At 60.1% G+C, this 25,530-nt stretch carries 20 protein-coding genes and 2 pseudogenes; 16 read left to right on the top strand and 6 right to left on the bottom strand.

Annotation, left to right across the window (positions count from 1 at the left end; all coding sequences use genetic code 11):
- The first annotated feature begins 5 nt into the window (after positions 1-5).
- The 8 genes from M3A49_RS07100 to M3A49_RS07135 all read left to right on the top strand — a co-directional run bounded on the left by M3A49_RS07100 (position 6) and on the right by M3A49_RS07135 (position 10,562).
- Positions 6-2,951, top strand: a complete 2,946-nt coding sequence (locus M3A49_RS07100) for a molybdopterin-dependent oxidoreductase (protein ID WP_266228050.1) — start codon at positions 6-8, stop codon at positions 2,949-2,951.
- Positions 2,952-2,955: 4 nt separating this feature from the next.
- Positions 2,956-4,203 carry a CaiB/BaiF CoA transferase family protein gene (locus M3A49_RS07105; RefSeq protein ID WP_266228052.1) on the top strand — a complete coding sequence of 416 codons (1,248 nt, stop codon included), beginning with the start codon at positions 2,956-2,958 and terminating at the stop codon, positions 4,201-4,203.
- Between the two features lie 14 nt (positions 4,204-4,217).
- Positions 4,218-5,783 carry an alpha/beta fold hydrolase gene (locus M3A49_RS07110; protein ID WP_266228053.1) on the top strand — a complete coding sequence of 522 codons (1,566 nt, stop codon included), beginning with the start codon at positions 4,218-4,220 and terminating at the stop codon, positions 5,781-5,783.
- Positions 5,771-6,424, top strand: coding sequence for an SRPBCC family protein (locus M3A49_RS07115; protein WP_266228054.1), 654 nt, complete (start codon positions 5,771-5,773; stop codon positions 6,422-6,424). Before M3A49_RS07110 ends, M3A49_RS07115 begins: the two co-directional genes overlap by 13 nt.
- Before the next feature lie 149 nt (positions 6,425-6,573).
- Positions 6,574-7,860, top strand: coding sequence for an MFS transporter (locus tag M3A49_RS07120; RefSeq protein ID WP_266228055.1), 1,287 nt, complete (start codon positions 6,574-6,576; stop codon positions 7,858-7,860).
- Positions 7,861-7,924: 64 nt separating this feature from the next.
- On the top strand, positions 7,925-9,070 hold the full coding sequence (locus M3A49_RS07125; protein ID WP_266228056.1) for a porin: 1,146 nt from the start codon (positions 7,925-7,927) through the stop codon (positions 9,068-9,070).
- Positions 9,071-9,097: 27 nt separating this feature from the next.
- On the top strand, positions 9,098-9,481 hold the full coding sequence (locus M3A49_RS07130; RefSeq protein ID WP_266228057.1) for a BON domain-containing protein: 384 nt from the start codon (positions 9,098-9,100) through the stop codon (positions 9,479-9,481).
- Between the two features lie 49 nt (positions 9,482-9,530).
- Entirely contained in the window at positions 9,531-10,562 is a 1,032-nt protein-coding gene (locus M3A49_RS07135; protein ID WP_266228058.1) for an XdhC family protein, read from the top strand.
- A 12-nt stretch (positions 10,563-10,574) separates the two neighbouring features.
- Here M3A49_RS07135 and M3A49_RS07140 read toward each other — a convergent pair whose 3' ends face one another.
- Complete coding sequence (locus M3A49_RS07140) at positions 10,575-11,210, bottom strand: TetR/AcrR family transcriptional regulator (RefSeq protein WP_266228059.1); 636 nt, start codon at positions 11,208-11,210, stop codon at positions 10,575-10,577.
- Between the two features lie 94 nt (positions 11,211-11,304).
- Here M3A49_RS07140 and M3A49_RS07145 point away from each other — a divergent pair, with 94 nt between their 5' ends.
- From M3A49_RS07145 to M3A49_RS07155, 3 genes are all read left to right on the top strand, one after another.
- Positions 11,305-12,078 (top strand): SDR family oxidoreductase, encoded by a 774-nt coding sequence (locus M3A49_RS07145; RefSeq protein ID WP_266228060.1) that lies wholly within the window; start codon positions 11,305-11,307, stop codon positions 12,076-12,078.
- Between the two features lie 159 nt (positions 12,079-12,237).
- Positions 12,238-12,588, top strand: coding sequence for a hypothetical protein (locus tag M3A49_RS07150; protein ID WP_266228061.1), 351 nt, complete (start codon positions 12,238-12,240; stop codon positions 12,586-12,588).
- 359 nt (positions 12,589-12,947) lie between these two features.
- The gene (locus tag M3A49_RS07155) at positions 12,948-14,255 is read left to right on the top strand and encodes a patatin-like phospholipase family protein (protein WP_266228062.1); all 1,308 of its coding nucleotides are present in this window, start codon (positions 12,948-12,950) and stop codon (positions 14,253-14,255) included.
- Positions 14,256-14,809: 554 nt separating this feature from the next.
- On the opposite strand, the gene M3A49_RS07160 is transcribed toward M3A49_RS07155, so the two are convergent.
- Complete coding sequence (locus tag M3A49_RS07160; protein WP_266228063.1) at positions 14,810-15,559, bottom strand: SDR family oxidoreductase; 750 nt, start codon at positions 15,557-15,559, stop codon at positions 14,810-14,812.
- 80 nt (positions 15,560-15,639) lie between these two features.
- Between M3A49_RS07160 and M3A49_RS07165 the strand changes: the two genes are divergently transcribed.
- Positions 15,640-16,212, top strand: a complete 573-nt coding sequence (locus tag M3A49_RS07165; protein WP_266228064.1) for a TetR/AcrR family transcriptional regulator — start codon at positions 15,640-15,642, stop codon at positions 16,210-16,212.
- Here M3A49_RS07165 and M3A49_RS42630 read toward each other — a convergent pair.
- The 3 genes and pseudogenes from M3A49_RS42630 to M3A49_RS07180 form a co-directional block, all read right to left on the bottom strand.
- Positions 16,209-16,344 (bottom strand): annotated as a pseudogene (locus M3A49_RS42630) (MbcA/ParS/Xre antitoxin family protein); the annotation flags it as partial. The gene M3A49_RS07165 and the pseudogene M3A49_RS42630 sit on opposite strands and share 4 nt — an antisense overlap.
- Before the next feature lie 237 nt (positions 16,345-16,581).
- Positions 16,582-17,004: a hypothetical protein gene (locus tag M3A49_RS07175; RefSeq protein ID WP_266228065.1), complete on the bottom strand. Its 423-nt coding sequence runs from the start codon at positions 17,002-17,004 to the stop codon at positions 16,582-16,584.
- A gap of 38 nt (positions 17,005-17,042) precedes the next feature.
- Positions 17,043-17,825, bottom strand: a complete 783-nt coding sequence (locus M3A49_RS07180) for a hypothetical protein (RefSeq protein ID WP_266228067.1) — start codon at positions 17,823-17,825, stop codon at positions 17,043-17,045.
- Positions 17,826-18,609: 784 nt separating this feature from the next.
- On the opposite strand from M3A49_RS07180, the gene M3A49_RS42635 reads away from it, so the two are divergent.
- On the top strand, positions 18,610-18,948 hold the full coding sequence (locus M3A49_RS42635; RefSeq protein ID WP_416338928.1) for an efflux RND transporter permease subunit: 339 nt from the start codon (positions 18,610-18,612) through the stop codon (positions 18,946-18,948).
- 327 nt (positions 18,949-19,275) lie between these two features.
- On the opposite strand, the gene M3A49_RS07185 is transcribed toward M3A49_RS42635, so the two are convergent.
- Positions 19,276-20,364, bottom strand: coding sequence for a hypothetical protein (locus tag M3A49_RS07185; RefSeq protein ID WP_266228068.1), 1,089 nt, complete (start codon positions 20,362-20,364; stop codon positions 19,276-19,278).
- Positions 20,365-21,017: 653 nt separating this feature from the next.
- Here M3A49_RS07185 and M3A49_RS07190 point away from each other — a divergent pair.
- The 3 genes and pseudogenes from M3A49_RS07190 to M3A49_RS07200 form a co-directional block, all read left to right on the top strand.
- Positions 21,018-21,263, top strand: a complete 246-nt coding sequence (locus M3A49_RS07190; RefSeq protein WP_266228069.1) for a hypothetical protein — start codon at positions 21,018-21,020, stop codon at positions 21,261-21,263.
- A gap of 715 nt (positions 21,264-21,978) precedes the next feature.
- Complete coding sequence (locus tag M3A49_RS07195; protein WP_266228070.1) at positions 21,979-23,772, top strand: B12-binding domain-containing radical SAM protein; 1,794 nt, start codon at positions 21,979-21,981, stop codon at positions 23,770-23,772.
- Between the two features lie 833 nt (positions 23,773-24,605).
- Positions 24,606-25,530 (top strand): annotated as a pseudogene (locus tag M3A49_RS07200) (isocitrate/isopropylmalate family dehydrogenase); the annotation flags it as partial.

The raw sequence follows: 25,530 nt of genomic DNA on the forward strand, positions 1-25,530 counted from the left end.
GAATCATGGATCAGAGAATCGAATTCGTAGAACAGCGAAGGATTGCCTTCGGACTGAACGGACAGGCAATGACCTGCGACATCGACCCCAGAGTGACGCTCGGCGATTTTCTTCGTCACGAGCTCGGCAAGACAGGCACGCATTATGGCTGTGAGCATGGTGTTTGCGGGGCATGCACGGTACTGGTGGATGGACGGTCCATGCGCTCATGCCTTCTGCTTTGTGGTCAGGTCGACGGGCGGAAGGTCACAACCGTAGAGGGGCTGACGAATACTGACGGCTCGCTCGGCATCCTGCAGCAGGCGTTTCAGGATCGCCATGCGTTGCAGTGCGGATACTGCACCCCAGGCATGTTGACCACGCTCACGGAGTTTCTGGAGGCCAACCCCGACCCGTCCGAGGCGGAAGTCCGCGATGCGATCAGCGGGAACATCTGTCGCTGCACAGGCTATCAGGCCATTGTCGAAGCGGCGCTGCTCGCGGCCGCCCGAATGCGCGGCGAGCCTGATCCCGTTTTCGGACTGGTTATCGCACACTCAAAAAACAGCGATCCCCCCCGAGATTCGGCCGTAGGCGCGCGATATGTCGGCAAGCCGGTCAAGCGTACGGAAGACCCCGCGCTGCTCAAGGGCGAGGGGCAATTCGTCGACGATATCCACCTTGCTGGAACGTTGCATTGCTGTTTCGTGCGATCGTCGCACGCGCACGCCCGCATCAGGCACGTCGATACGCAAGCAGCAAAGGCTGTACCGGGCGTACAGCATGTCTGGACATCCGCCGACCTGGATGAAGCGCTTCGGCGGCCGTTGCCTGTCCTCGCCCCCACTCACATGCTCAATGAGCCGCGCATGTGGTCGCCGCTGGCTGCGGACGAGGTGTGCTACGTCGGCGAGGCGGTTGCAGTTGTCCTTGCCGAAAGCCGGTACATCGCGGAAGACGCCGCTAACCTGGTGCAGATCGATTACGAGGTACTGCCTGTTGCCGGCGACATCAGGAAGATATTCGACCCGGATGCGCCGCGGGCTCACAGTGACGTTCCGACAAACGTCCTGCTCGACATGCCGTTTGCGTTCGGCGAAGTCGACTCGGCTTTTGCGAGCGCAGCGCACGTGGTCAAGCGCGAGACATTCCATCATCGTGGAACTGCGCACCCGATGGAGTGCCGCGCGACCCTCGCGCGGCTCGATGGCGGCACCGGGGACCTGACCGTCTGGAATTCAGGCCAGGCGCCGCACCTCGAAAGACGTCTTCTCGCGCAAGCGCTCCGCTACGACGAAGCGAAGATCCGCGTCATCATGCCGGACGTCGGAGGGGCGTTCGGTCCCAAGGGTATCGCCTATCCGGAAGAGTTCGTCGTGGCCTCCGCGGCACTCAGGCTAGGTGTGCCGGTCAAGTGGACCGAAGATCGGCGCGAGCACTTCCTGTGCATTACCCAGGAGCGCGATCAACTGTGGGATCTCGAGATGGCGCTCGACAAGGACGGAAAGATCCTCGGCGTGCGCGGCTCCGTGGTCCACGATAACGGTGCGTACGTGCCGTGGGGCATTGTCGTGCCGATCATCGCGGTGACCTCGTCGCTGGGTCCGTATGTCGTCCCGGCATTCGACGTGAAGCTGAAAGTCGCGTGCACGAACATGGTGCCGACCACGCCGGTGCGTGGCGCGGGACGGCCTAAAGCGGTATTCGCGATGGAGCGGATGCTCGATGCGGCAGCCGACCAGATCGGCCTCACCCGCCTGGAAATTCGACGCCGCAATTTCGTGCAGCCGGAACAGCTGCCGTACAAAACCGGCCTGATATTCCGCGACGGTTCGCAGATGGTGTATGACTCCGGAGACTATCCGGAGACTCAGGAAAAGGCGGTCGAGCTTGCCGGTCTGGACGCGTTTCGCGCCCGTCAGGAGGACGCGCGCACGCAGCAACGGTATCTCGGGATCGGCTTTGCCAACTACGTCGAAGGTTGCGGTCTCGGTCCTTATGAAGGGGCGGAAGTCACGCTGCAAAACGACGGACGCATACATCTGGACGTCGGTGGCGCCGGCGCGCAGGGGCAAGGAATGAAAACCATCTTTGCCCAGATAGCGGCCGATCAGCTCGGTGTCGGGATGGATGCCATAACGGTAGTCGTCGGCGATACGGCCAAGCTTGCAATGGGCATCGGGACATTCGCGAGCCGGATCACCGTCAACGCCGGAAATGCCGTTCATATCGCATGCGGCAAGCTCGCCGGAAAAATCAGGGCGCTGGCTGCGAACGCCCTTCGCGTTCCGCTGGATCAGATCGAGATCGCGCGTGGCGTCGTACGCGTGCGAGGTCAGCCAGAAAGGGCGTTGCCGCTCGGGAAAATCGCTCAAATGTCTTATGGGATACCTGGGTTCACGCTTCCTGACGGGCTGGATGCAGGCATGACCGTCACGCATTATTTCTCCCCGAAAGCCAGTGTCTACGCCAACGGAACGGCGTTCGCGGAAGTCGAGGTGGATATCGGGACTGGCTACGTGAAGGTCCTGTGTTATGGCGTTGCGCACGATTGCGGGAACGTGATCAATCCGATGCTCGTCGAGGGGCAAGTGATTGGCGCGATTTCCCATGGGATCGGCAATACGCTGCTCGAGCGCCACGCCTACGACGAGAATGCCCAGCCGCTCGCGACGAATTTCGCCGAGTTTCTGCTGCCAGGCGCGCTCGACATGCCATCCCGCATCGCGATGGCGCATCTCGTTTCCCCCTCGCCGAACAACCCTCTTGGCGTCAAAGGCGCCGGGGAGAGCGGGACGATTCCTGCATCCGCGGCGATCGTCAGTGCCATTGAGGATGCGCTGAGCCATTGGTCTATCCGTTTTGACGAAACCCCCGTGCTGCCTGAAATGATCTTTGATCGTCTGCATGCCGCCGGCGCCTACAGCGACGTCGCCCCCCGACACACCTCGAACGAAGAACTTGCAGGATAACGAAATGGACTCTGGAAAAACTGGTCCGCTGAGCGGTGTGAGGGTTCTGGACCTCACGCAGTTCCTGTCGGGACCTTTTGGAACGCAAATCCTCGGTGACCTCGGTGCTGAGATCATCAAGATCGAGCCGCCGGCGGGCGAACTTTCACGCGGCGTGCCTCCCCATTTCGTAGAGGGGGACAGCGCCTACTATCTCGCGGTCAATCGCAACAAGAAGAGTGTTGTCATTGACCTCAAGACGGAGAGGGGAGCGGAACTCGTTCGGGAGCTGGCGGCGCATTCAGATGTCCTTGTAGAAAACAATCGCCCGGGTGTAATGGAACGGCTCGGACTCGGTCAAGCGGAGCTTCGCGAGCGCAATCCGCGACTCGTCTATTGCAGTATCAGCGGCTTCGGACAGACCGGCCCGGACAGGGATCTTCCCGCTTACGACATGATCGTGCAGGCGATGTCGGGGGGCATGAGTCTGACCGGAGAGCCCGGGCGGGCGCCCGTTCGCGCTGGCATTCCGATCGGCGACCTTGCGGCCGGCATGTATGGCGTAATGGGCATACTGGCTGCGCTGGTCGAGCGCCAAACTACCGGCGAAGGACGGTTCGTTGATGTATCGATGCTCGATGCGCAAATCGCGATGCTTTGTTATCAAGGCGCCTATTACCTGCTGTCGGGCGAAGTGCCGGAACCACAGGGACGAGGCCACGATTCGATACCGACTTACCGCGCGTTCGAATGTGGCGACGGCGTTTCACTGGTCGTGACCGCCAACACCGAACGTATGTGGGCGGACCTGTGCAAGGCAGTCGGTTTGCCACACCTCGTCCACGACCCGAGATTCAAGGATCCGGCCGAACGCCTGGCAAACAAGGTGGCGCTATGGGAAACACTGGAGGCGCGCTTCCGGTCCGAACCAGCGCAGAGTTGGCTCGATTCGCTGAATTCGGCCTCGATTCCGGCCGCTCTGGTCAAGACGGTGGATAAAGCACTGAACGCCTCTCAGGTCGCGCACAGAGACATGCTCGTCGAGCTTCGCAGTCGAGCGGGATCACATGTGCGCGTGCCCGGCAACCCAATCAAGCTTGATACCTCGGGGCCTGTCGGTGCGAGTTACCCACCCCATCTGGGGGAGCATACGAACGACGTGCTTGGAGAGTACATCGGCCTGGGTATCGAAGAACTGAGGACACTTCAGAACCAGGGAGTCGTTCGGCAGTTTGTACCGGGCATGCCATCACCCGGCGTGAAATCGCGATGAACGTGGAGATCGGAATGCATGAAAAGCTTCTGCTGAAGATGAAGGGTCATGTTCTGCATATCGCCCTGAACAGCGCTGACGGCAGGAACGAGCTGGATGACGCAATGATGCGAGCGCTCACCGAGGTGATCAGCGATCCTCCCGAGAGCACCGTGGCAATCGTGTTGTCCGGGGAGGGCGAGAACTTCTGCACAGGCCGGGCCGCATCGCCACCGCCGGCACTTTCCCCAATGGAAGATCCCCGCCCCGCAATCAAGGAACGGGGGGCGGCGCCCATTCTCGCACTCTATGAGGCAATCCGTTCGAGTGCGGTACCGGTTGCCTGTTTCGTCAAAGGGCTCGCTTCAGGTATGGGTTGCGCAATCGTTGCAGCGTGCGACTATGCAGTCGCCGACGTGCGTAGCCAGTTCGAAGCCAACGAACTGGAGAAGCAGTTTGCGCCCGCACTGCTGATGTCCGTGCTCGTCGCGCGTGTCCATGTGAAGGCGATTTCGCGTCTGGTTTTGACGGGCCGGCCCATCGACGCGACGACCGCTCTGGAGTATGGGCTTATCGGCGACATAGTCGCTCCCTGGGAACTGGACAAGGCGCAGGACGAGTTCATTGCTTTCATGAACAGCCGGGCTCCGCAGGCATTACGTGGAGTCAAGACCTTCCTGCGCGAATCGGCCGGTCCGCATTCGCCCAAGCTTGCCACGCTTGCCGCCGACGTTCTGGCGGAATCGATTGCGGCTCGCCTCGACGTGACAGCGCCGTTCGTGCCGTCCCACGACAAGCGGTTTCTGAGCGTCGACGGCGAGCGCATTGCCTATATCGACATCGGTAGCGGGCCTGCGGTCGTTTTGCTCCATAGTCTCGGCACATCGAGCGCGCTGTGGGACGATATTCTGCCCGCACTCACCGCGAAATATAGAGTCGTGGCGATAGATGCCCGAGGTCACGGCGACTCGACGAAGCGAAGCGTGTGGAATGCGGACGCAGTCGCCAACGACGTCGTCGCAGTGGCGGAGGCCATTGGTCTCGATTGTTTTGGCCTGGTGGGCATCTCGATGGGGGGACTGACTGCGGTACGCGTTGCCGCGAAGTTGGGTCGACGCGTTGCTGTCATGGTCTTGTCGAGCGCTTACGCAGGCGTTTCAGGACCCGCGATGGAAAAGCGGCTCGCCGCAGCCGAAGGGATGTTGAAAAAACTGCCTATGCATCTCTTTGCGCGCATGTACGTGGAGCAGACCCTCCACAGGAACACCGCGTATCCGAAGCGGGAGCGACTTGCCCAGCAGATTGCGGCGATGGCTTCAACGGATTACCTGGAAATATTGCGCGCCATTTCCACGGATGACGTGTCCGGTCTTTTGCGCAACATCGAGGTGCCGACGCTCGTGTTGAACGCCGAACTCGACATGAGCATACCCAGAGCCGTATCGGCGAAGTTGGCACAGGGAATCCCGGGCGCGAAGGAGCGAACGCTGGGCGCTGCCGCGCACCTCGCATGTGTTGATACGCCCGACGCGTACGCGGAAGTTTTATTAGACCTGTTCGAGAAATACACGGATGAAGGTGGGGAAGTATGGAAATCGTAAATCGCTTTGCAGTCGACTCGACTATCGAGAACGCCTGGAACGCACTACTCGACGTCCCGCTGGTGGTGTCCTGCTTTCCCGGTGCGACGCTCACGGACACACTCGGCAAAGATTCGTACAAGGGGCTGATTCGCGTCAAGCTGGGTCCAATCGCGATGGAATTCGCCGGTACCGTCAAATTGAGCGCCCCGGTGGCAGACGCGTATACGGCGAGCGTCGAAGCTACATGGCAGGAGACCAAAAACCGGGGATCGGCCAATACGGTGACCACGTTCTCTCTAGCGCGCCTCAGTGAAGCCGCCGGCACTCAGGTTGACGTTCGCACCAGCGTGCAGATGGCGGGGCAGGTGGCGCAGTATGGCCGCGGAGTTGGAATCATCAACGCCGTTTCGGAACAGATGGTCCGTCAATTCGCGGCTAATTTGCTGGAGAAACTTGCGGACCGGCAGGCTGAAACAGGGGTGCCCTTGGTCGACACAGACGCGTTCGCTTCAACATCCACTGGAGAAAGAGAACCCGTCGCGGCAACGCGCCGTGACAACGCTGCGGGCTCAACGAACGAGATTTCCGTGCTTGGTTTGTTGTGGAAAACGATGGTTTCGAAGTGCAGGCAGTGGTTTGCCAGACCGCGTTCGTCATAGCTCTCTTCGTTGAGGTTTCTGTTCAGTTTGGTCAGGTCGGCAAACGGCAGCAGCTTCTACTGAGCCTTGTCATGCCCGACACGCGATGCCATCGAATTGATGGAAAGTGTTTGTCAAATCGTAAGTAGTACAAATCAGGAGACGGGAAGATGGAAACGAAATCGACTCCTTTTGAGTCGACGGACCACGGGAGCAACGTCAGTGTTTCTGTCGTGGGCAAGGCCGCCTGGATTGTGCTTGCGTCCGCGTTTGTGGGGTGGATGTTCGACGCGATGGATCTCTACCTGTTCACCATGATCATGGTTCCGGCCCTTCACGACCTGCTCGGGGCTTCACAGGGCAGCGTCATGCGGATCGGAGGGTTCATTGTCGGCGCGAAGCTGCTTTGCTGGGGCATCGGCGGGATTCTGTTCGGTATCGTGGCAGACCGGTTTGGGCGAGCCCGAGTGATGCTCGGCACGATGTTGATCTACTCGGTATTCACGGCCGCCGGTGCCTTCGCGCGGGACTGGCATCAGCTCCTTGTGTTTCAGATGCTGGCGGGCTTTGGCATCGGAGGAGAGTGGGCCGCCGGCGCCGCGCTAGTCGTGGAGACCTGGCCGGAAAAACACAGGGCGAAGGCCATTCAGGTGATGCAGGTTGCCAATGTGGCAGGGCTGGTTGCGGCCTCCGCGCTTGCGATCCTGCTTTCAGGCGCTGGATGGCGTTGGGTGCTTGGCGTGGGGGCCGCACCGGCAGTCGCGAGCCTTGGCCTACGGTTCATCACCCCGGAATCGGCGCGTTGGGAGCAGTCACGTGCGGCCGCAATGCGTCATGCGGGTCCGAAAATGGGCTCGATATCGGAGATATTTGGAAGCCAGTTGCGCCGTCGAACCATAGTTGGAACGCTCATTGCCTCGGCAATGATGATTGGTGGCTGGGGCGCCTCCATCCTCTTTCCCACATTGCTGAGAGAGTTCTTTCCATCCGCCGGCAACGCGGAATTCACGAGACAGACGGGCATCGCTTTCATGGCGACCAACGCCGGCGCGGTACTTGGATACGCCTCGATTCTGCTCCTCGTCAGTCTGATACCGCGTGTTTCCAGACGGATCGTCTACGCGGTGTTTTGCGCTGGCGCCTGGATTGCAGTCGTTGCCCTTTTTGGAGGGGCGAAAACACTGGGGACGTTTTATTTCGCGATGCTTGGATTCGGGTTTTTCGCAATGGGCGGATTTGGGATCGTCGCTCTGTACCTGACTGAGCTTTTTCCGCTCCATGTTCGCGCCACAGGACAAGGCTTCGCCTGGAATATGGCACGTCTCTTTACCGCGCTTGGACCGTTGGTCGTGTCGTTTGCGTCGGAAAGTCTGGGCTTCCGTGTGGTGGGAATCACTCTCGCAACCGTTTTCGGAATGGGATTGGCCGCTGTATTTTTTGGGCCGGAAACTGGCTGAAAAGACGACGCGGAAGTTCGAAGCGTGGCACGCATCCGCCAAAAAATATGACATTGGAGACAACATGAAATCGAAAGTGATCGTTGCCTCGACGCTCTCTGCGTGGACGGTCGCGGCACACGCGCAATCGTCGGTGACGCTGTATGGCGCCGTCGACACGGGATTGCTGTATCAAAGCGCGAATGCGCCGAATTTCCAGTCGAAGGTGAATCTCGGGCACGCGTACGAACTCAAGGACGCAGGGATTTTCACCAGTTTCTGGGGGCTCAAGGGCGTTGAAGACATTGGCGGTGGTTACAAGGTCAACTTCAGGCTCCAGGGAGCATTCACCAGTACCAGCGGGAAGTTCGGGCTGTCCGACACACCGGGCTCCAGCGCAATCTTCAACCAGCAAGCGACGTTAGGCATCTCTGGTCCTTTCGGCTCGCTCGACGCGGGCCGTCAGTTTGTGCCAATGATATTTGCGATGGCCGACACCGACGTACGGGGTGCGCAATTCTTCGGCAGTATCCTCACCGCATGGCTTGGCATGAATCAGGCCGCAGGCTGGCAGGGCACCAGTACAAACGGAGCGATCGGTGCGCTGTACGACTCCAACGCGATTGTTTACCAGTCGCCGAAGTTTCACGGCATATCGCTGGGACTCGAATATGCGCCGGGTGGCGTCGCCGGTCAATTCCAGGGTGGCACGCGCGAGTCGGCAGTGCTCAGGTATTCGAACTACGGCCTGAACCTCTCGGCTGCTTACTACAACGGCCACGACAGCAATCCCTTCACGACGACAGCGACCGGCGCGATCATCACGGCACCGTCCACGGGGCGCGATAACAATCGCTTTTACTATGTCGGCGCGATGTACACGTTCCACGACTTGTCAGTATCGACGTCATACAGCATCGGCAAGGATCCGGCGAACAGCGGTCAGGGCAACATCGAGATGATTTCCGGAGGGCTCGGCTACAGGTTCACTTCTGCTCTTAAGGTCACCTCGGGCTTCTATTACCTGAAGGATCGCAACGTGGCATCCAGTCAATCGGATTTATACGCGGTGGGTGCTGAATACAGCTTGTCCAGGGCCACCATCGCCTACGTGCAGGTTGGCCATGTCAATAACCGGGGCAAGATGAGCCAGACAATCGCCTATGCCGCGCCGGTTCCTGAGGGCACCTCTAGCACCGCCGCGATGATAGGCATGCGGCACACCTTCTGATCCCACCGTGGCTGAGCGGAGCATTCAATGAAGACAAGCAGAGCACTGGTAATCGCTGTCGGGTTACTGGTTGGATCAACCTCCATTCACGTCTGGGCGCAGGCCAGCGAGAGCGAAGTGCACACCGTGTCGAAAGGCACAGCGACCGAAGCCTCCGGCAGCATGACGCAGACGAGTAGCCGGAAGGACAATTTTGCGCTGCGCCGCAAGGTCTACGCGGCGATCGCGCGGCACAAGGAGATCAACGCGGGCACCATCAGCGTGGTGGTGAAGCGCGGCGCGGTGACGCTCGACGGGACGGTGGTTGATGCCTCACAAATCGGTGAGATGACGGAGATCGCGCAAGGCGTTCCTGGCGTGAGGTCCGTGACCAACAGGCTGACGGTCAAGACGCCGTTCGGCAGTCAGTAGGTGCATGTGCATGACGGGGCTTGACTGCGTACCGAAGGAGAATGTGAGCATGAACAGTGTCGATTTCGAGGTGCTGGAAGCTACGATGCGCTGGCTTGATGCAGGCCACCGAATGCTGCTCGTGACGGTGGTGAAGACTTGGGGCTCGGCGCCTCGCCCGGAGGGGGCGATGCTTGTCCTGCGCGACGACGGTTACGTGGTGGGCTCCATTTCGGGCGGCTGCATCGAAGATGATCTCATCGACCGTGTGCGTCGATACGGCGTCGCGCAAAGGACGCCGGAAGTGGTCAAATATGGCATTAGCGCCGAGGAGGCGCGTCGGTTCGGGTTGCCTTGCGGCGGCACGATGCAACTCGTGCTTGAGCCGATTACCCGGCAAAGCGGTATTCCGGCCCTGCACGAAGCGCTCAGTCGCGGCGAACTGGTGGCGCGCACGCTAGACATGACAACGGGTGCAGTCACACTTGGGCCAGTGAGGACGACTGAAGGTGTGTACTTCAACGAGACACGTCTGACGACGATTCACGGGCCCCGTTACCGTATGCTCGTTATTGGCGCGGGACAGCTATCGCGCTACTTATGCCAGGTTGCGACAGGGCTCGACTATCAGGTGGTGGTGTGCGACCCACGCGAAGAGTACGTGCACACATGGGATGTGCCCGGCACGACGCTCGTGCGCACAATGCCCGACGATACCGTCCTGGATATGAAACTCGACGAACGCAGTGCAATCATTACACTCACGCACGATCCTAAACTCGATGATCTCGCACTGATGGAAGCGCTGAAGACACCCGCGTTTTATGTCGGTGCGCTTGGCTCGCGACGCAATAACGCTGTGCGGCGAGAGCGGCTTAGAGAATTCGATCTGAGCGACGCACAACTTGCACGGTTACGCGGTCCGACCGGTATCTATATCGGCAGCCGTACGCCGCCCGAAATCGCGGTATCGATTCTCGCGGAAGTGACGGCCGCGAAGAATAGTGTGTGGCTACCGGCAATCGTCCGGGTCGAGCGTGGGAAGACGGCAAAGGAAATCACGAATGGCACACCGATAAGTGCGCTGGATCGTGTTTGGTGAAAGCGGGTTCTCTCACGAAACCGCGTTCTGGCGATGAACTGCACGCGAAGGCCATGCAGACATCGCAATATCAGCCAGCCGCTTCAGTGTATCCCTGCATGCCCCATCACAGGCTTGCGCCGACATGCCTTGCACCACTGCGCCATAAAAGCGTGCGAGCGCTTCGGTGTCGGTATCCGGGGCAAGCTCGCCCTCGGCGACGGCACGGTCGAAGCGTGCCTTGAGGGTCTGCAGCCCAAGCTCCCGTCGCGCGGAGACCAGCTGGGCGACAGACTCGCTCTTTTCGGCATGTTGGAGAACGGCAGTCGAAACCATGCAGCCGCGCGGCCTTCCCGGGTCGGTAAAGCGTTCCGCAGCGTCGTGCAGATAGAACGCTATCGCATCGCGCGCCGGCAGCTTTCCGCCTAGCGCTTCCAGCGCTGCCTTGTTTTCGCGCTCGCTGACACGGTCGAGCGCCTGTCTGTAAAGGTCCTCCTTCGAGCCGTACGTTGCGTAGAGGGACGGCGGCGGGATGCCCATGGCCTCGGTCAGATCGGCGATCGAGGTGCCCTCGTATCCACGCTCCCAGAACAGCCGCGCGGCGACATCGAGTCCCACGTCGCGGTCCAGCAACCTCGGCCTGCCACGTTTCCGGGCGGGTTCGCTCATTTTTATATCGATTCCTATAAAATTCGTTGACAAGGGTCTTTTGACCTTAATATTATAGCGATCACTACTAATTCAGTCATGAAAGGAGTGGTCGATGTCTGCAAAACTTTCAAACAAGGTGGCCCTTATTACTGGAGGCTCGCGTGGCATCGGCCGTGCTGTAGCACTGGCCTTTGCGAGAGAAGGGGCTGCGCTCGTCGGCGTGCACTACGGCGCCAATCAGGATGCGGCTAACGCCACCATCCGCGAAATCGAAGCTCTCGGATCGAAAGCCGTCGCTATCAAAGCGGACCTGAGTCGCGGGAAGGAAGCAACGGACAGTCTCTGGGAACAGTTCAAGGCAGCTGCGATCGCCGCCACGGGCGAGCCGCGGCTGGACATTCTCGTCAACAATGCTGGCGTGGCACCGGCCATCCCCCTGTCTCAGACGAGTGAGTCCGTATTCGACGAGGTCCTGACGATCAACTTCAAGGCACCATTCTTCCTGATTCAGGCTATTGCAGATCACATCCGCGACAATGGACGAATTATCAACGTTTCGACGGGCTTTACGCGTGTCGCGGCTCCAACGCATCCCGCCTACGCCGCATCGAAAGGTGCCATTGAAACGCTGACGCTGGCGCTGGCCCCTGAGTTCGGCGCTCGCGGCATCACGGTGAATGCGGTCATGCCGGGTGTGACGGAGACCGACATGAATGCGGCGTGGATCAACGTACCGGAGGCACGTGCTGGCGCAGAGGCCATGTCGGTGTTTTCACGAGTGGGCCAGCCTGTCGATGTGGCTGACGTCGTCACCTTCCTCGCATCGAATGAGGCACGCTGGACGACGGGGCAGGTGATCGACGCGACGGGCGGTGCCCGGCTCTAAGCATTCCGCTCCCCTCGACAGGGCATCTGAGCGCAAGGATGCCGCGCGCCTGCTGACAAACGCCGCGCCCCCTCGACAGGCCTTCCGCACGAAGGCCCTTGTCAGGCGATGCCAGGATCGCCGAAGATCGGGGATCCGCCCATTCTTCCCGGGGACGACATGCATCCATTCGCGGATTCCGCCAATCCAGCGCTCCATGATGGCGTCTTTGCACTCTGGGATCGGCTGGCCGAGTTCTCCGCAGGCGAAGGCGATGCCGCGCTGACCCATTTGCTCACCACGCTCTGTGCGATGGTCTCGGCACAGAATGCGCTTTGGGCCGTAGTCGTGCGATTGCCTTCGCCCGCGCCACAGGATCCTTTGTTCGGCTGGCGTCCACGTCTGGTTCGGCTCCTGCATCCGGTACCCGCGATGGTCGCTTCCGTGCAGGAGCAGTTCGACACACTCTGGTCCGGCAACGTCGACTCGTCACATGTCGTGGCCGCGTCGTTTCGGGCTTCTCACAATTGATGAGGAATCCGACGCAACTGAATGGGGGCTAGGACATGAGATTCCAGATCCATACCACAATCGTTTTAGCCTGCTGTACATTCGCGGCGATTGTGGCTGCAGGGAGTCAAGAATGCGTTGGGACGTGCCCCATCCAGGAGCTACGCCGTTCTCACGCTTCTTCCCTTTGCATGCGCCGTCGGATGCGGGGGCGCCCTAACCACCCCTGGAAATTGCGCTTTGCCTCCCGGACCTGTATTGCTCACTCCAACACGGGTAGCGCAGCGTCGTTGGACGCAATATCTGGAGAAACTCAAGCGCGTGCTGGCGCAATGAATGAAATAGGCAGGCCGCGCCAGGCTCCCATTTCGAGGGCGTCGTTGATTGGCCCGTATCCGGTCCGTAGTGCCGGAAAGAACACAAAGACCCACGGTAAAAAGCCGTGGGTCCTTCTTCTTTATGGCCAGGACTGCGCTACCCGCCCACCGCGCGCGCGCGGTCCTCAGGCCGGGGTCTACGAAGGCCTGGCCGAGGTCGGAGTGCAACCGAACTGGATCTCCGGCGTCTCGATTGGCGCGCTTAACACCGCCATCATCGCGGGCAATGCGCCGGAGAACCGCGTGCAAGCCTTGCGCGATTTCTGGAATTCGATTTGCCATCCACTCGATTGGGTCGGTGGTCTGGGTGCGTGGATGCCGCCCGTGTTCGGCATGCATGGTCTGGCGCGCAAGTGGGCCAATTTGTGGGCCGCCGGGCGCGCCGTGACCGAAGGCCAACCGGGGTTTTTCTCGCCGCGCGTGCCGTTGCCGATGGCAGGATCCGGCAAGCAAAACGCCAACGTGGTCAGCTACTACAACACGGCCGAGTTGAAGGAAACGCTGCTGAAGTTTGCCGATTTCGCTCGGATCAACGATGGCGACATCCGCGTTTCAGTGGGCGCGGTGAACGTGCGGACCGGCAACCTGGTGTACTTCGACAACACGAAAATGCACCTGGCACCCGAGCATTTCATGGCGTCGGGGGCGTTACCGCCGGGTTTTCCGGCGGTCGAGATCGACGGCGAGTACTACTGGGACGGTGGCCCGGTCTCGAACACGCCGCTGACCGAGGTACTGAGCGATGCGGACCACAAGGACACGCTGGTGTTTCAGGTCGACCTGTGGAGTGCATGCGGCAATGCGCCGGGGAATTTCTTCGACGTGTCCGAGCGCGCCAAAGACATCCAATACTCGAGCCGGACGCGGGCAATTACCGGCATGCTCGCCGATCGTCATGCGCGTTTCATTAAGGAGTTGCTCCCGCACGTGCCGGCCGAACTGCGCAGGACCGATCCGCTCTTTCGTCTCGCTGAAGAAGCGGCCGATGGCAGCGCGATCAATGTGGTGCACCTCATCTATAAAAACAGGCCTTATGAGGGGCATTACAAGGATTACGAGTTCAGCGTCGACACGATGCAGGAGCACTGGCGAAGCGGTCTCGAAGACATGCGCGATTCATTTGCCCGTCGGGATTGGTTCGATGTGCCGAGCCGCGAACAGGGTTTCGTGACTCACGACGTGCATCGCCGACCTCGCTCCGTGCCGGAGTCTGACCGTGATGCGATCGCATTGCCCACCGCGCTACGTGCGCGATTCACCATGGAGCCTCGCGGGCGCCATCGGGCTACATTGTCCGCAGCTTCGCATTGATTGTACTGGCCGCCTGCCCGTCGATCATATGCGCCTGCCTTGCGCAGACCTCAGTAAGTTGGCATTTGTTTGAACGGTCGGGATCGGTAATAACAATCGTCGGCCTTCTGTTGGCGTCGCGCCACTATCTTCTTCTGGCTCTCGCTGTAGTAGATCCGGCGTCTCTGTTTCATTTGCAACACTCCCGCTGCTCACGCAGCGTTCATTGCGTTGCATCGACCGGTTGAATCCGCGTTGCCAATGCGATCATCCGTACTGGCCACAGCAAGCTGTAAAGTACAGTGCGGTACCTTGGGCTCGAAGTTGACGATACCTGGAGATCTCCGAGCAGACTGAAATCTGGCGGGACCGGCGCATGCCGCACGGACCGGGTGCGAGTTCGTGCGGCAGCTTTTGGGCGCTCCTCCAGCCGCGCGAAACCGGCCAGGAGTTGACTATCGTCATCCTGGTTAGAGCGTCCGCAGGAAGCAGACAAACGGACGTATATACCGTCGCTCAGCCGCTGCGGAAATCGGTGTATGTCTGGCGAGAGCGACGCAACGGTGCATTGGCGCTCAAACCGCGAGTGATCCACCGTCCACGAACAGTTCGACGCCCGCGATGTAGCTGCTTTCGTTTGATGCCAGGAAAAGCACGGCACGCGCGACCTCATCCGGCTGCCCCAGGCGCCCCATCGGCACAAGTTGCTTCAACACATCTTCGACTCCCGGACGTGCGTCGAGGTAACTACGCATCGGGCGTGTCTCGGTACCGCTCGGCGAGACCACATTTACGCGGATGCCTCGCTCCTTCAGGTCGCTCGTCCAGCTTCGTGCGAACGAGCGCACCGCGGCTTTGCTCGCGTTGTAAAGCGACTGGCCCGGAAAGCCTTTGCTGCCCGCAACCGAGCCGTTAAGGACGACAACGCCGCCAGACGACAGCAGTGGCAAGGCTTTCTGCACGGTGAAAAGCACACCACGCACGTTCAGGCCGAAGAGATGGTCGAAGCTGTCCTCATCGATCATTCCCAGCGGTCGCGGCTCGCTTTCAGAGACGCCAGCGTTTGCAAAAACGACATCGAGCTTGCCATAGTCGCGCCGGATGCGCTCGTAGAGCCGGTCAATGTCGGCGAGGTTACTGGCGTCCCCCTGAACGCCAACGGCGCCGTTGCCGATTTCCCTCACTGCTTCGTCAAGTCGATCCTGCCTGCGACCCGTAACATAGACCCGCGCACCTTCGTTCGCGAACAGCCGGGCAGTTGCCAAGCCTATGCCTTCAGTGCCGCCGGTGATCGCCACAATCTTGTTTTCGAATCGCTTTACCATATCTACCTCTGCTTAAGTGGAGTATTGCTCCACTTAGTATATGGAGGCATCATCCACTTTTCAAGAGAAATCACGGCAAAATGAAGAGCAAGCTTTCCGCGACCGACGAAGCGCCGCTGCGTGCGGACGCAGCCCGCAACCGGGAACGCATCCTCGAAGCGGCGGAAGAAGTGTTTCTCGAACGTGGCGCTGAGGCTTCGCTCGACGAGATAGCCAAGCGTGCCCAGGTAGGTATCGGCACGCTCTATCGTCGCTTCCCGACGCGCGATGCGCTCCTCGCGGCGACGAGCGATGAGCGCCTCCTGTCACTCGCCGAGGCGAGCCGTGCACGGGATGAAAAGCTCGAGCCGAGCGCTGCCATACGCGCCTTCGTCAAGGAACTCGTGAACCACGCGAGTCACTATCGCGGGCTCGCGGCGTTGCTGGGAACGGTACTCCAGGAAGACACGCCTGGCTGTCACGCGGGACGTGAAGAGGGACACCGACTGCTCCAGCGTGCCCAGAAGACGGGGGCTGTTCGCAAGGACGTCTCTTTCGACGATCTCGTCTGTATGGTCACGGCGATCTCTCTTGCCATCGAGCAAGGCGGCTCGTCGAAATCGCGCGTTGCCCATCTGGTGGACCTCTTCTTCGACGGCATTGGTCATACCTAAGCGGTGTGAAAGCTCACGCGGCGCGCACCCAGTTCGGTCAGACGAACCTCAAGGGGCACGCGCCCCTCCAGCAGGGGGCGTGGCAAGGAAGGCACGTGCGTCCGTCGGATCGTCCCAGACGTAGGCTGCGCTCACATCGCAGTCCGGCGCGTGCCTAACCTGGACGGTCATGCTGTGCGAAGACAAGTCTTTAAGGCCGTACCGGAAACAAGGCGATTCTTTTGACTTCACTTGCTGGCCTGATTGCCAAAGCACTGGACAGCCTGGATTGCTTCGCCGATCATCGGGTCGTCTTCTACAAGCCGTATTCGCATACCTCCACGCCGCCCGCGATATCCGGAACTAGCGTATGCGTTTCCCGCCTGCGTGTCACGAGGCCTTGCCGGCGAGCTTGTCGAACGTGTGTAGGAGGTTGTTCATTGCGGCGGTGCAGTCAGCCTGCGTCGGGTGGTCGGCGCGTAGCGCTTCGAGGGCGCGGTCGATCGCCTTGTCGAGCCCATGCCAGTCGTCCGCCGCACGCGGTTTCAGGCCGGCTTCCGCCTCGTCCCAGGCAACCTCGAGATCCTTGATGCGTGTCTTGCCTCCTGCGAGGTCGCCCTTCGCGACGAAACCGGACACGTCGGCGGCAATCGTGCGGAACTGGGACAGGTCGCCGAGCTTCGATGCACTTGTGGGCGAGCCACTTTGTGCGGTGGCGCTGCCAGCCTGTTTCGAGCAGCCGGCTGCGAGGCCGAGTGCAGCGCAAACGGAAACGGCAACGAACAAGCGCGAAAGCGTAGTCGGATGGCGCATGAAAGATCCTCGATTCGATGATGAAGTAAAGGTGACGGTCATTCGGTGACCCCGACGCGCGTGCGGCGACTGGCGCCGAACTGTGCGACGGCGACGAGCACAACGATCACGGTGAGGAACAGCAGACTCGTCGACGCGGCGCCCAGGCCGAATCCGCCGTAGGTGCGCGACTGCGTGAGCAGGTCGCCGAGTGATGCGCCGAACGGACGCGTCAGCACGTACGCGACCCAGAACGTCAGGACCGCGTTTACGCCCGATCGCCATGTGAGATAGGTGGCTGCAAGCAGGGCGCCGAAGCACACAGCGCCGAGCGAGAAGCCGAGACCGAGCGCTTCGGTCGCGAGATCACCGGCGGCAGTGCCGAGCGCGAACGTGCAGAGGATCGCGGCCCAGTAGAACAACTCGCGACGTGGGGTGTCGATCGCGCCGATCGATAAGGTGCCCTCGACGCGATACCAGATCGCGAAAAAAGCCGCGAGCATAACGGCGAAGACGCTCGTGGTGATATACAGGCTCACCCCGAGGCCGTCGGTAAGCAGATCGGTGATTTGTGTCCCCACGATGCTCACAAGCACGACTGTGAGCCAGTAGATCCATGGCGCGTACTTGCGTGTGCGCATCTGCAGGATGAGCGCGATCGCAAGCAGCGACATCATCAGCCCGCGCGTTGCGCCCTGGCCCCATCCCACGTCGACTGCGAGAAAGTCGGCGCCGGTTTCGCCGACTGTGGTCGACATGATCTTGATGATCCAGAACGCGAGGGTAATCTCGGGAACCTTGTTGAGCCGGCGTGTGGCCGGTCGATCGGCAGCGTAGGACATGCGGACGACTCCTGGGAAATCGGGTGACGAATATGCAGGCTAATTGCTCAGACTTAGCAGAACCTTATCTGGGCGCTCGGACGATTAAATTTGCCAACGCACTCGATCCTAAGGAAGCGGTTAATTCGTGCGGCGCTACCCGTCGCCACTCGGGTCTTCGATCCTGGTACCCGAGGGATGGGCCGTCGCGAAGCAAGAGGCTCAGTCACGTTTTTGGACAAGTACTACACAGTTGCGATCGGGGTATCGCAGCGATCGCAGCCCCCGACCCTCAACGACATCAAGGCCGGCGAAATCAATCAATTGCTCCAGACAGGCAACGTCATCCGTGTGAACTCTGTCAAGGCCGTACGCTTAGCCGTCCGGCAGCGCGTTCGTCGTGTCACACGCGACGGATGCGCATGACCTTGCAGATGGACCATGGCCGTGTGCATGGGCCGAACGCCGAAGCGCGGCTGACCGGAGCCGCGTCCGGTCTGGACGCGAGTTCCGCGGCACAGCGGTAATGGCGCCCTGGCTAAGGCTCATCCTCTCCGGGCATCCGGGACGATTGCTTCGGTGCACTGATCGGTCTGGCGCTGACGGTCGGCCTGCTCGCCACGCTCGGCGGATTCGTTGTGTCATCATCGCGACCGTCAGTTCTCCCAAGGGTAGGCTGGACGGGGCGCACCGGTCGCTGACGGTGGAGTCCACCGACCAGCTTTCCAACTCATCTACGTTCGATGACTGGATCATCGCCTGACGCGATGATTCACCTGCGTACGTTCGCGAAGTCGGTCGCGCGATCGTCGTCGCTATCCACAAGGCGCCGGGCGCCAATGTGACGGCCGCCGTTGATGCGGTCGTGGCACTGCTGCCGTCACTCGAAAGCAGATTGCCCAAGACGATTTCGGTCGAGGTGGAGAGCGACCGTGCGCAGACCATCCGTGCTTCGGTCGCCGACGTTCAGTTGAGCGTCCCCCGTAGTTCGCCGCAATCGTCAGCGTCATACGGGAGTTGCCCCGTGAGACGGTCGTCCGTCTACCGGCTATTTTCATGCAGAACGCGTAGCTCCCGATTGGAGGGTGCGTCACGTCCGGGCTCATTTGGAATCCCGGCTCCTCAACTACCCGTTTCTGGATGATCGAATGGTGTCTTTGCGTTTGCCGGCGGCGGCCTCGCGCAGCCGCCGCACCTCATCACGACTCCCTTGTTGAGGCACTATCGCTGCGCCGCGCTCGCACATAGCCGATTCCCCACTCATGCAGCCGCACGTCATCAAAGCTGATACCGGTTTGAAACTAGGCTGCGTTAGCATCTGCGCCATGAAACTTGTCGACGGGCGGTTGTTGGCTGTATCGGGTCGGGCTGCCTGGGACCGTCGCGACGTTGGGGAAGCACTTGCCGGATGACGCAATCGCCGCGAAACGGCTTGCTGCGATCACGTCATCCGGCAATCCATGCGCGGCCGTTATTGCTGGGCGCCTGTCGATACAAAGACCATGCCGTGCGGACTGGCCAAATTGGTTACCAGCGGCAGAAGTGCACCGCTGCGCAAATCAAGTTGGCCAACATAAGCCGGCACTGCCGGCGTGCTACCCGTAGCGGCCACACCCGTTGAGGCGGAGAACGCTGCGTCACGCTGCCAGACATTGGCGCTAATCTTGTACACCGTGTTGGCTTTCGTATCGGATACCAGCAGGTAGCCCCGTTGCGCAGTGGCGAATACCGTGTCATCAACCTGCACGTTGCCGAGAAGTGGCAGATATTGCACGCGCGGCTCATCGCCCGACGAGCGCAACAGGACTAGCTGGCCATCTCCCTGATCATCGAGCAGTACATCTCCCGACGGCGTTAGCGTCATTGAATCCGGATCGGTCAGGTTGAGGGTCGCCACCGTGCCAAACGGAATGTTGCTGGCATCGAGCGAGCCGCTCATCACCGGCGTAACGTCGATCCTGTAGCTGTTTGCATCAAGGTGCACGACGCGGACGATCGCGGGCCCCGTATTCTTGCCGCTAGCGTTAAGGGTGGGATTGGACGCACTGAAGTAGGCCTGCCCGTCCCTGAACACGATGTCGTCATAGCCGCCGCCGTGCAGCGTTTTGGCGAAGGAATACGGCTTGGATGCCTGGCCGGTCGCGGGATTGATGATGACGAGGTTCGGATTCGCATCCTCGTTCTGCATCGCCCAGATCTCGCGCGTGTACGGGTTGACCTTCAGGCCATCGTTGTGTCCCGCGACTTGATACGACTTCACGACGCTGCCGTCCAGCGTGTATTCGACAATCACGCTCATCGCGCCATTCGTGCCATCCGGTGCGCCGGTGTTTGCATAGCCGACCCAAACGTGATCATCAAGCACGGCAAGTGAGTCCGGTGCGCTCATCAGGCCGCCGGAACCCGTCGCGAACACGGCCAGGCTGAAGCCCGGAGTGACTATCGGCTTTGCCGAGGTCTGCGCGTCGGCGGCACCAGCCGCGAAGCAGAGTGCGGTGAACACGAGCGCGGTGCTGCTGAAAATGCGGCTTGCTGCGTAAAGAGGTTGAATGCTTCGCATGTTCATCTCCTGAAGCGGGTATGCGGGCAGAAAAGTCGGGGCGCCGTCGTTTCCGAGGCGACCGGTAAGAAACCGAAATAGATGGAAACATGGGGACGTGACTTGACCGTGACGATGCATGAGACGCCGGCCGATATCGCATCAGGTGCCGGCGAGGGAACGATTTCCAACCGGTTCGACCGCGGCCTGGACCCTCGGTCCCCGGTTCAACCGCCTTGTGCGCATCGTCGACCCCACTATGGTCGTTCGATTCCGCACACCCCAAACCGAACCTTTCGAATGCACTTCGGCCGCCAATTCCGATAAGCCCCAGAGGCTCCAGACGCAATAGTTGGACCTCTTTGTAGATTTCCGATGCGATCGCGATGGCTCTGTCAAGTTGACTGGCGAAAACTACATGTGTTGCGCAAATAGTAGTTATCCTTACTAGATAATTTGATCGATTGCAGCAGTGACAGTCCAGCCATCCTCCGCCCGACAGGCCACGTCGGCTGGCGAGCGTGACATCGGAATGCAATCCCTCATTGACGCTTTGAACGCACGCGCGTGGAAAATTTGCCACACTTCTACACGAATGTCGTTACGGTCCGGGGTTGTTCAAAGACCGCAAGCAGGGCTTCTGTGCGTGCTATTCAACTCAAATGGGGTCAGACATGGCTTCCGGCAAGTACCGTGGTGTCAACAGAACAAGCCAAACGTATTCCTGCTTCTGTAACAAGGCACTTGCCCAGTATGCGAATCGCCGCATCGGCGCCGACCTCGCGCGGCGAGGATTTCTGATCGGCATGGGGGCGACCATGCCCTGTACAGGTTGTTCACCAGGTGAAGGCGAATGCCGCGATAGCCTGCAGTGCACTCTCGCCATCGTTGCTGCCTGGGTAGCGGCACTGATCAGCTGACAGCGGGACGAATGCGATCGTCGCGTAAAAGCCCGTTGTGTGACTTGAGCCGACGTTTGAATCTCGGTCAAAATCTCCTGGTGAGCGACAGGAGGTGGACGCACTGCGTCCCACGACCGAGCACGCCCGGCGTCCCGGATGCGTGTCTCATGCAAAGGGCATGGATCGACCCGTTGCTACCGGTCGATCCGGTGTTCCCTCAACGGCAATTTTAAAAGGTACAACGGCCGTTCGCGTGGTCCGATTGGCGGGGGGCTTGTTCGGACGATTCCGTCCGCCAGGCAAAATATAGGTATCTCGCGGGTCCGGACGCCAAAGCCGATGATACGAGGCGCCGAGTTTTCAAGCTGCTCGAGGATCGCATGCAAACGCCGCGTCCTTTCGCCGTTGCCAATCCTGACGAAGAGGAGTCTGCTGATCCTGAACTTGACGCCGCTGACCTATTGAAGGGATTCGGTAAGCCAGAACAACGAAAACGTGTCGAGCAAGCTACGGAAAACCAGTCATTGCCCACTACACTCAATTCAGGTGGAACCCATGCCGTCTCCTCGCCGATTTGCGCCTGGCGACCGCGGAATTGTAAACACAGCAGGGGGCCAGGCGGGTAGGATGCGCGTTGTTGTACTGCGTGCCAGTTCACCATCCAACTCCAGTTTTCGGAAGACGGACGACCTTCACGGTTTTGTGACTTCCAGACAGGGCTACAGGGCAGACCATGGACACGATGCACTCGATTTCTGACGGTCTCCGATTCTCTCTCGTCCTCATCAAGCCGACCCATTACGACGACGACGGCTACCCGATCCAGTGGCTCCGCTCGGTCATGCCTTCCAATACACTCGCCTGTATGTATGCGCTCGCTGATGACGCGCGAAAGCGAAACCTGCTGGGCCCTGGCGTCCATTTCGAGATCGAAACATGCGACGAAACCAACCAGCGGGTGTGGCCGGAGCGCATTATTCGTGATCTGAAGGCAAAGGGCGGGAGATCGATGATTGGCTTGGTCGGTGTCCAGTCGAACCAGTACCCACGCGCACTCGACCTCGCCCGCCAGTTCCGTGCCGCAGGCTTGCCGGTTGCGATCGGTGGCTTCCACGTTTCTGGCTGCATCTCCATGCTGCCCGAGATGCCCGCTGATCTTAAGGAAGCGCAAGCAATGGGTGTGGCGCTCTTCGCTGGGGAGGCCGAGGAGCGGCGTCTTGATGAGGTCCTTCTCGACGCGTGGAATGGTGCAATGAAGCCCTTGTATAATTTCATGAACACGTTACCTTCGCTCGAAGGTGCTCCCCAGCCCTTCTTGCCGCGCAAGCATATCGAACGCACGGCGGGTACCTATACATCGGTTGACCTCGGCCGTGGGTGCCCGTATCAGTGCTCGTTTTGTACCATCATCAACGTGCAGGGGCACAAGAGTCGCTTTCGCACTCCCGACGATCTCGAAAAGATCATCCGCGAGAACGCAACGCAGGGCATCGACCGGTTCTTCGTCACGGATGATAATTTCGCCCGCAACCACGACTGGGAAATCCTTCTCGACCGCGTCATCGAACTTCGGGAAAAGGAAGGCATTCACTGTGGCTTCACGATCCAGGTCGACACGCTCTGTCACAAGATTCCAAACTTCATCGAGAAGGCAACGCGCGCGGGTGTGCGTCGCGTGTTCATCGGGCTTGAGAATATCAATCCCGAGAATCTGATCGCGGCCAAGAAGCGGCAGAACAAGATCACTGAATACCGCGCCATGCTGCAGAAGTGGCGCGCCCACGGCGCGATTACCTACGCTGGCTATATCATCGGATTCCCGGCGGACACGAAAGAATCGATCCTGCGCGACATCGAGATCATCAAGCGTGAATTGCCAATCGACATTCTCGAATTCTTCATGCTCACCCCGCTTCCGGGCTCCGAGGATCATCAGACGATGGTAAGGAACGCTGAATGGATGGACCCGGACATCAACAAATACGACACCAACCACCGGGTCACGCACCACCCGAAAATGTCGGACGCTGAATGGGAAGAAGCGTATCGGTGCGCCTGGAGCGCGTTTTACTCGTACGAGCACATCCGTACGATCGTCACGCGGGCAGCGCAGATTCCGAACGGCCGACCGAAGACAATCATGCGCACAATCGCCTGGTTCAGACTGATGATCGAACACGAGGGTGTGCATCCGCTCGAAGGGGGAGCCCTGCGAATGAAACACCGACGTGACCGACGTTGGGGGTTACCGGTCGAATCGCCGCTTCGCTTCTATCCGCGCTACTGGAGTGAGACGGCTGTCAAGTTGACAAAATATCTGCGCTTCTACCTCAGGACAGAGGCGACCCTCAGGGAAGTCATGAAGGCACCGGAGCGTTACGCCTACACGGATATTGCCATCACGCCGCTGCAGGAAGAGGAGTTCGAGCAGCTTGGACTCTTTCACGCCACGAGCGGCGGCGAGGCAGCGCTGGCTGTCCACCACCGGCGCATTGCCATCCGGTCGTCGGGCCCGTCTGCAGCCTGATATCGTTGACAATGTCCCCAGTTTTCCTGGGCATCTACCTATTTTCTGGTTTGGCAGGCTGTTGAAATAGCTCCCGCCGTCGTCATCGGAGCGGGGGCGGTAAACGTTGAACCAGAGAAACGGAAAGTACTGTGACCGAAACGATGCGCGGAGCAGATGGCTTCCCTGAGGCGATGGCATCAATTCGACATGAACCAAACCTACGCGGCGGCTCTTTGGAAAAGCGTGCCGCGCATCGGTGAGGTGTCTTTCAACAGCCTGCCAGGTCACCGGCAGTCGATAGCTTCGCCACTATTGCACGTGCGTCGGAATGCGGACGTCTCTAGTGCGTTGCAAGCAGCCGTTGACATGTGCAGGATGCGACCGACGCCCGGGTCGAGAGTACGTATTCGACCGCAGTGAGAACTGACATTCATGGTCGTGCGGGTACTGATGGCTGAACGGCAGGTTTAGGACCCCTTGCTAAATATTATCCATTAAAGCTTCGTCGGTATTGATATACGGTCTGATGCGCGCTTGACACTTAATTTCGCAACGTTGGCAGATTCAATGTGCTCTACGTCTGCGTCGGAAAGTCTGCGCCTTCAGCGGAACGGGGCGAGGGGGCGATCCAGGCGGATTTTCACGAGCTGAAGTTTATTATTAGAATCGACGCCTTGTGATAAGAATACTTATCCCAATGTCAATAAAAGCCCACACCTCCCGCCCAATTATTCACACCCCGTGTTCAACGGCTCAACGCTGCGGGGGCTAATTTCCAGCGCGCGTTAAGGCATCCTTGCATCTATCGAGCGCGCACCCATTCAGGCGCGCCGCGCAACGGAGAACGAGACATGAGCAAGACATTAAAAATCGCCGCCATTGCCGGCGACGGTATCGGCCAGGAAGTGATGCCCGAGGGCGTGCGCGCCGTCGAGGCGGCGGCCGCGAAGTTCGGCCTGAACCTCGAAATCACCCATTTCGACTGGGCAAGCTGCGACTACTACCTGCAGCACGGCAAGATGATGCCCGACGACTGGTTCGCCACGCTCAAGGGTTTTGACGCGATCTATTTCGGCGCGGTCGGCTGGCCCGACAAGGTGCCCGATCACATTTCGCTGTGGGGCTCGCTCCTGAAGTTCCGCCGTGAGCTCGGTGGGCGGCAGGATGTTCGAAGGCACCGAGCGCGAGTTCGTGCTGCAGGAATCGGTGTTCACGCGCCATGGGGTGGACCGCATTCTCAAGTACGCGTTCGAACTCGCGAACCAGCGCGGCCGCAAGACACTCACGGCGGCCACGAAGTCCAACGGCATTTCGATCAGCATGCCGTACTGGGACGAGCGCGTGGCCGCGATGGGCGAAGCGTATCCCGGCGTGAAGTGGGACAAGCAGCATATCGATATTCTGTGCGCGCGTTTCGTGCTGCAGCCGGACCGCTTCGACGTGGTCGTCGCGTCGAACCTGTTCGGCGACATTCTTTCGGATCTCGGCCCCGCATGCACGGGCACGATCGGTCTGGCGGCTTCGGCGAACCTGAATCCCGAGCGCAAGTTTCCGTCGCTGTTCGAGCCTGTGCACGGCTCGGCGCCCGACATCTTCGGCAAGCAGATCGCCAACCCCATCGCGATGATCTGGTCGGGCGCGATGATGCTGGACTTCCTCGGCAACGGCGACGCGCAATACAAGGCCGCGCACGACGCGATCATGCAGGCCATCGAGAAGGTGCTGGTGGAAGGCCCGCGCACACCCGACATGGGCGGCACGGCGAACACGACCGAG

The sequence above is a fragment of the Paraburkholderia sp. CNPSo 3076 genome (assembly GCF_026343935.1).
Classification (GTDB): domain Bacteria; phylum Pseudomonadota; class Gammaproteobacteria; order Burkholderiales; family Burkholderiaceae; genus Paraburkholderia; species Paraburkholderia nodosa.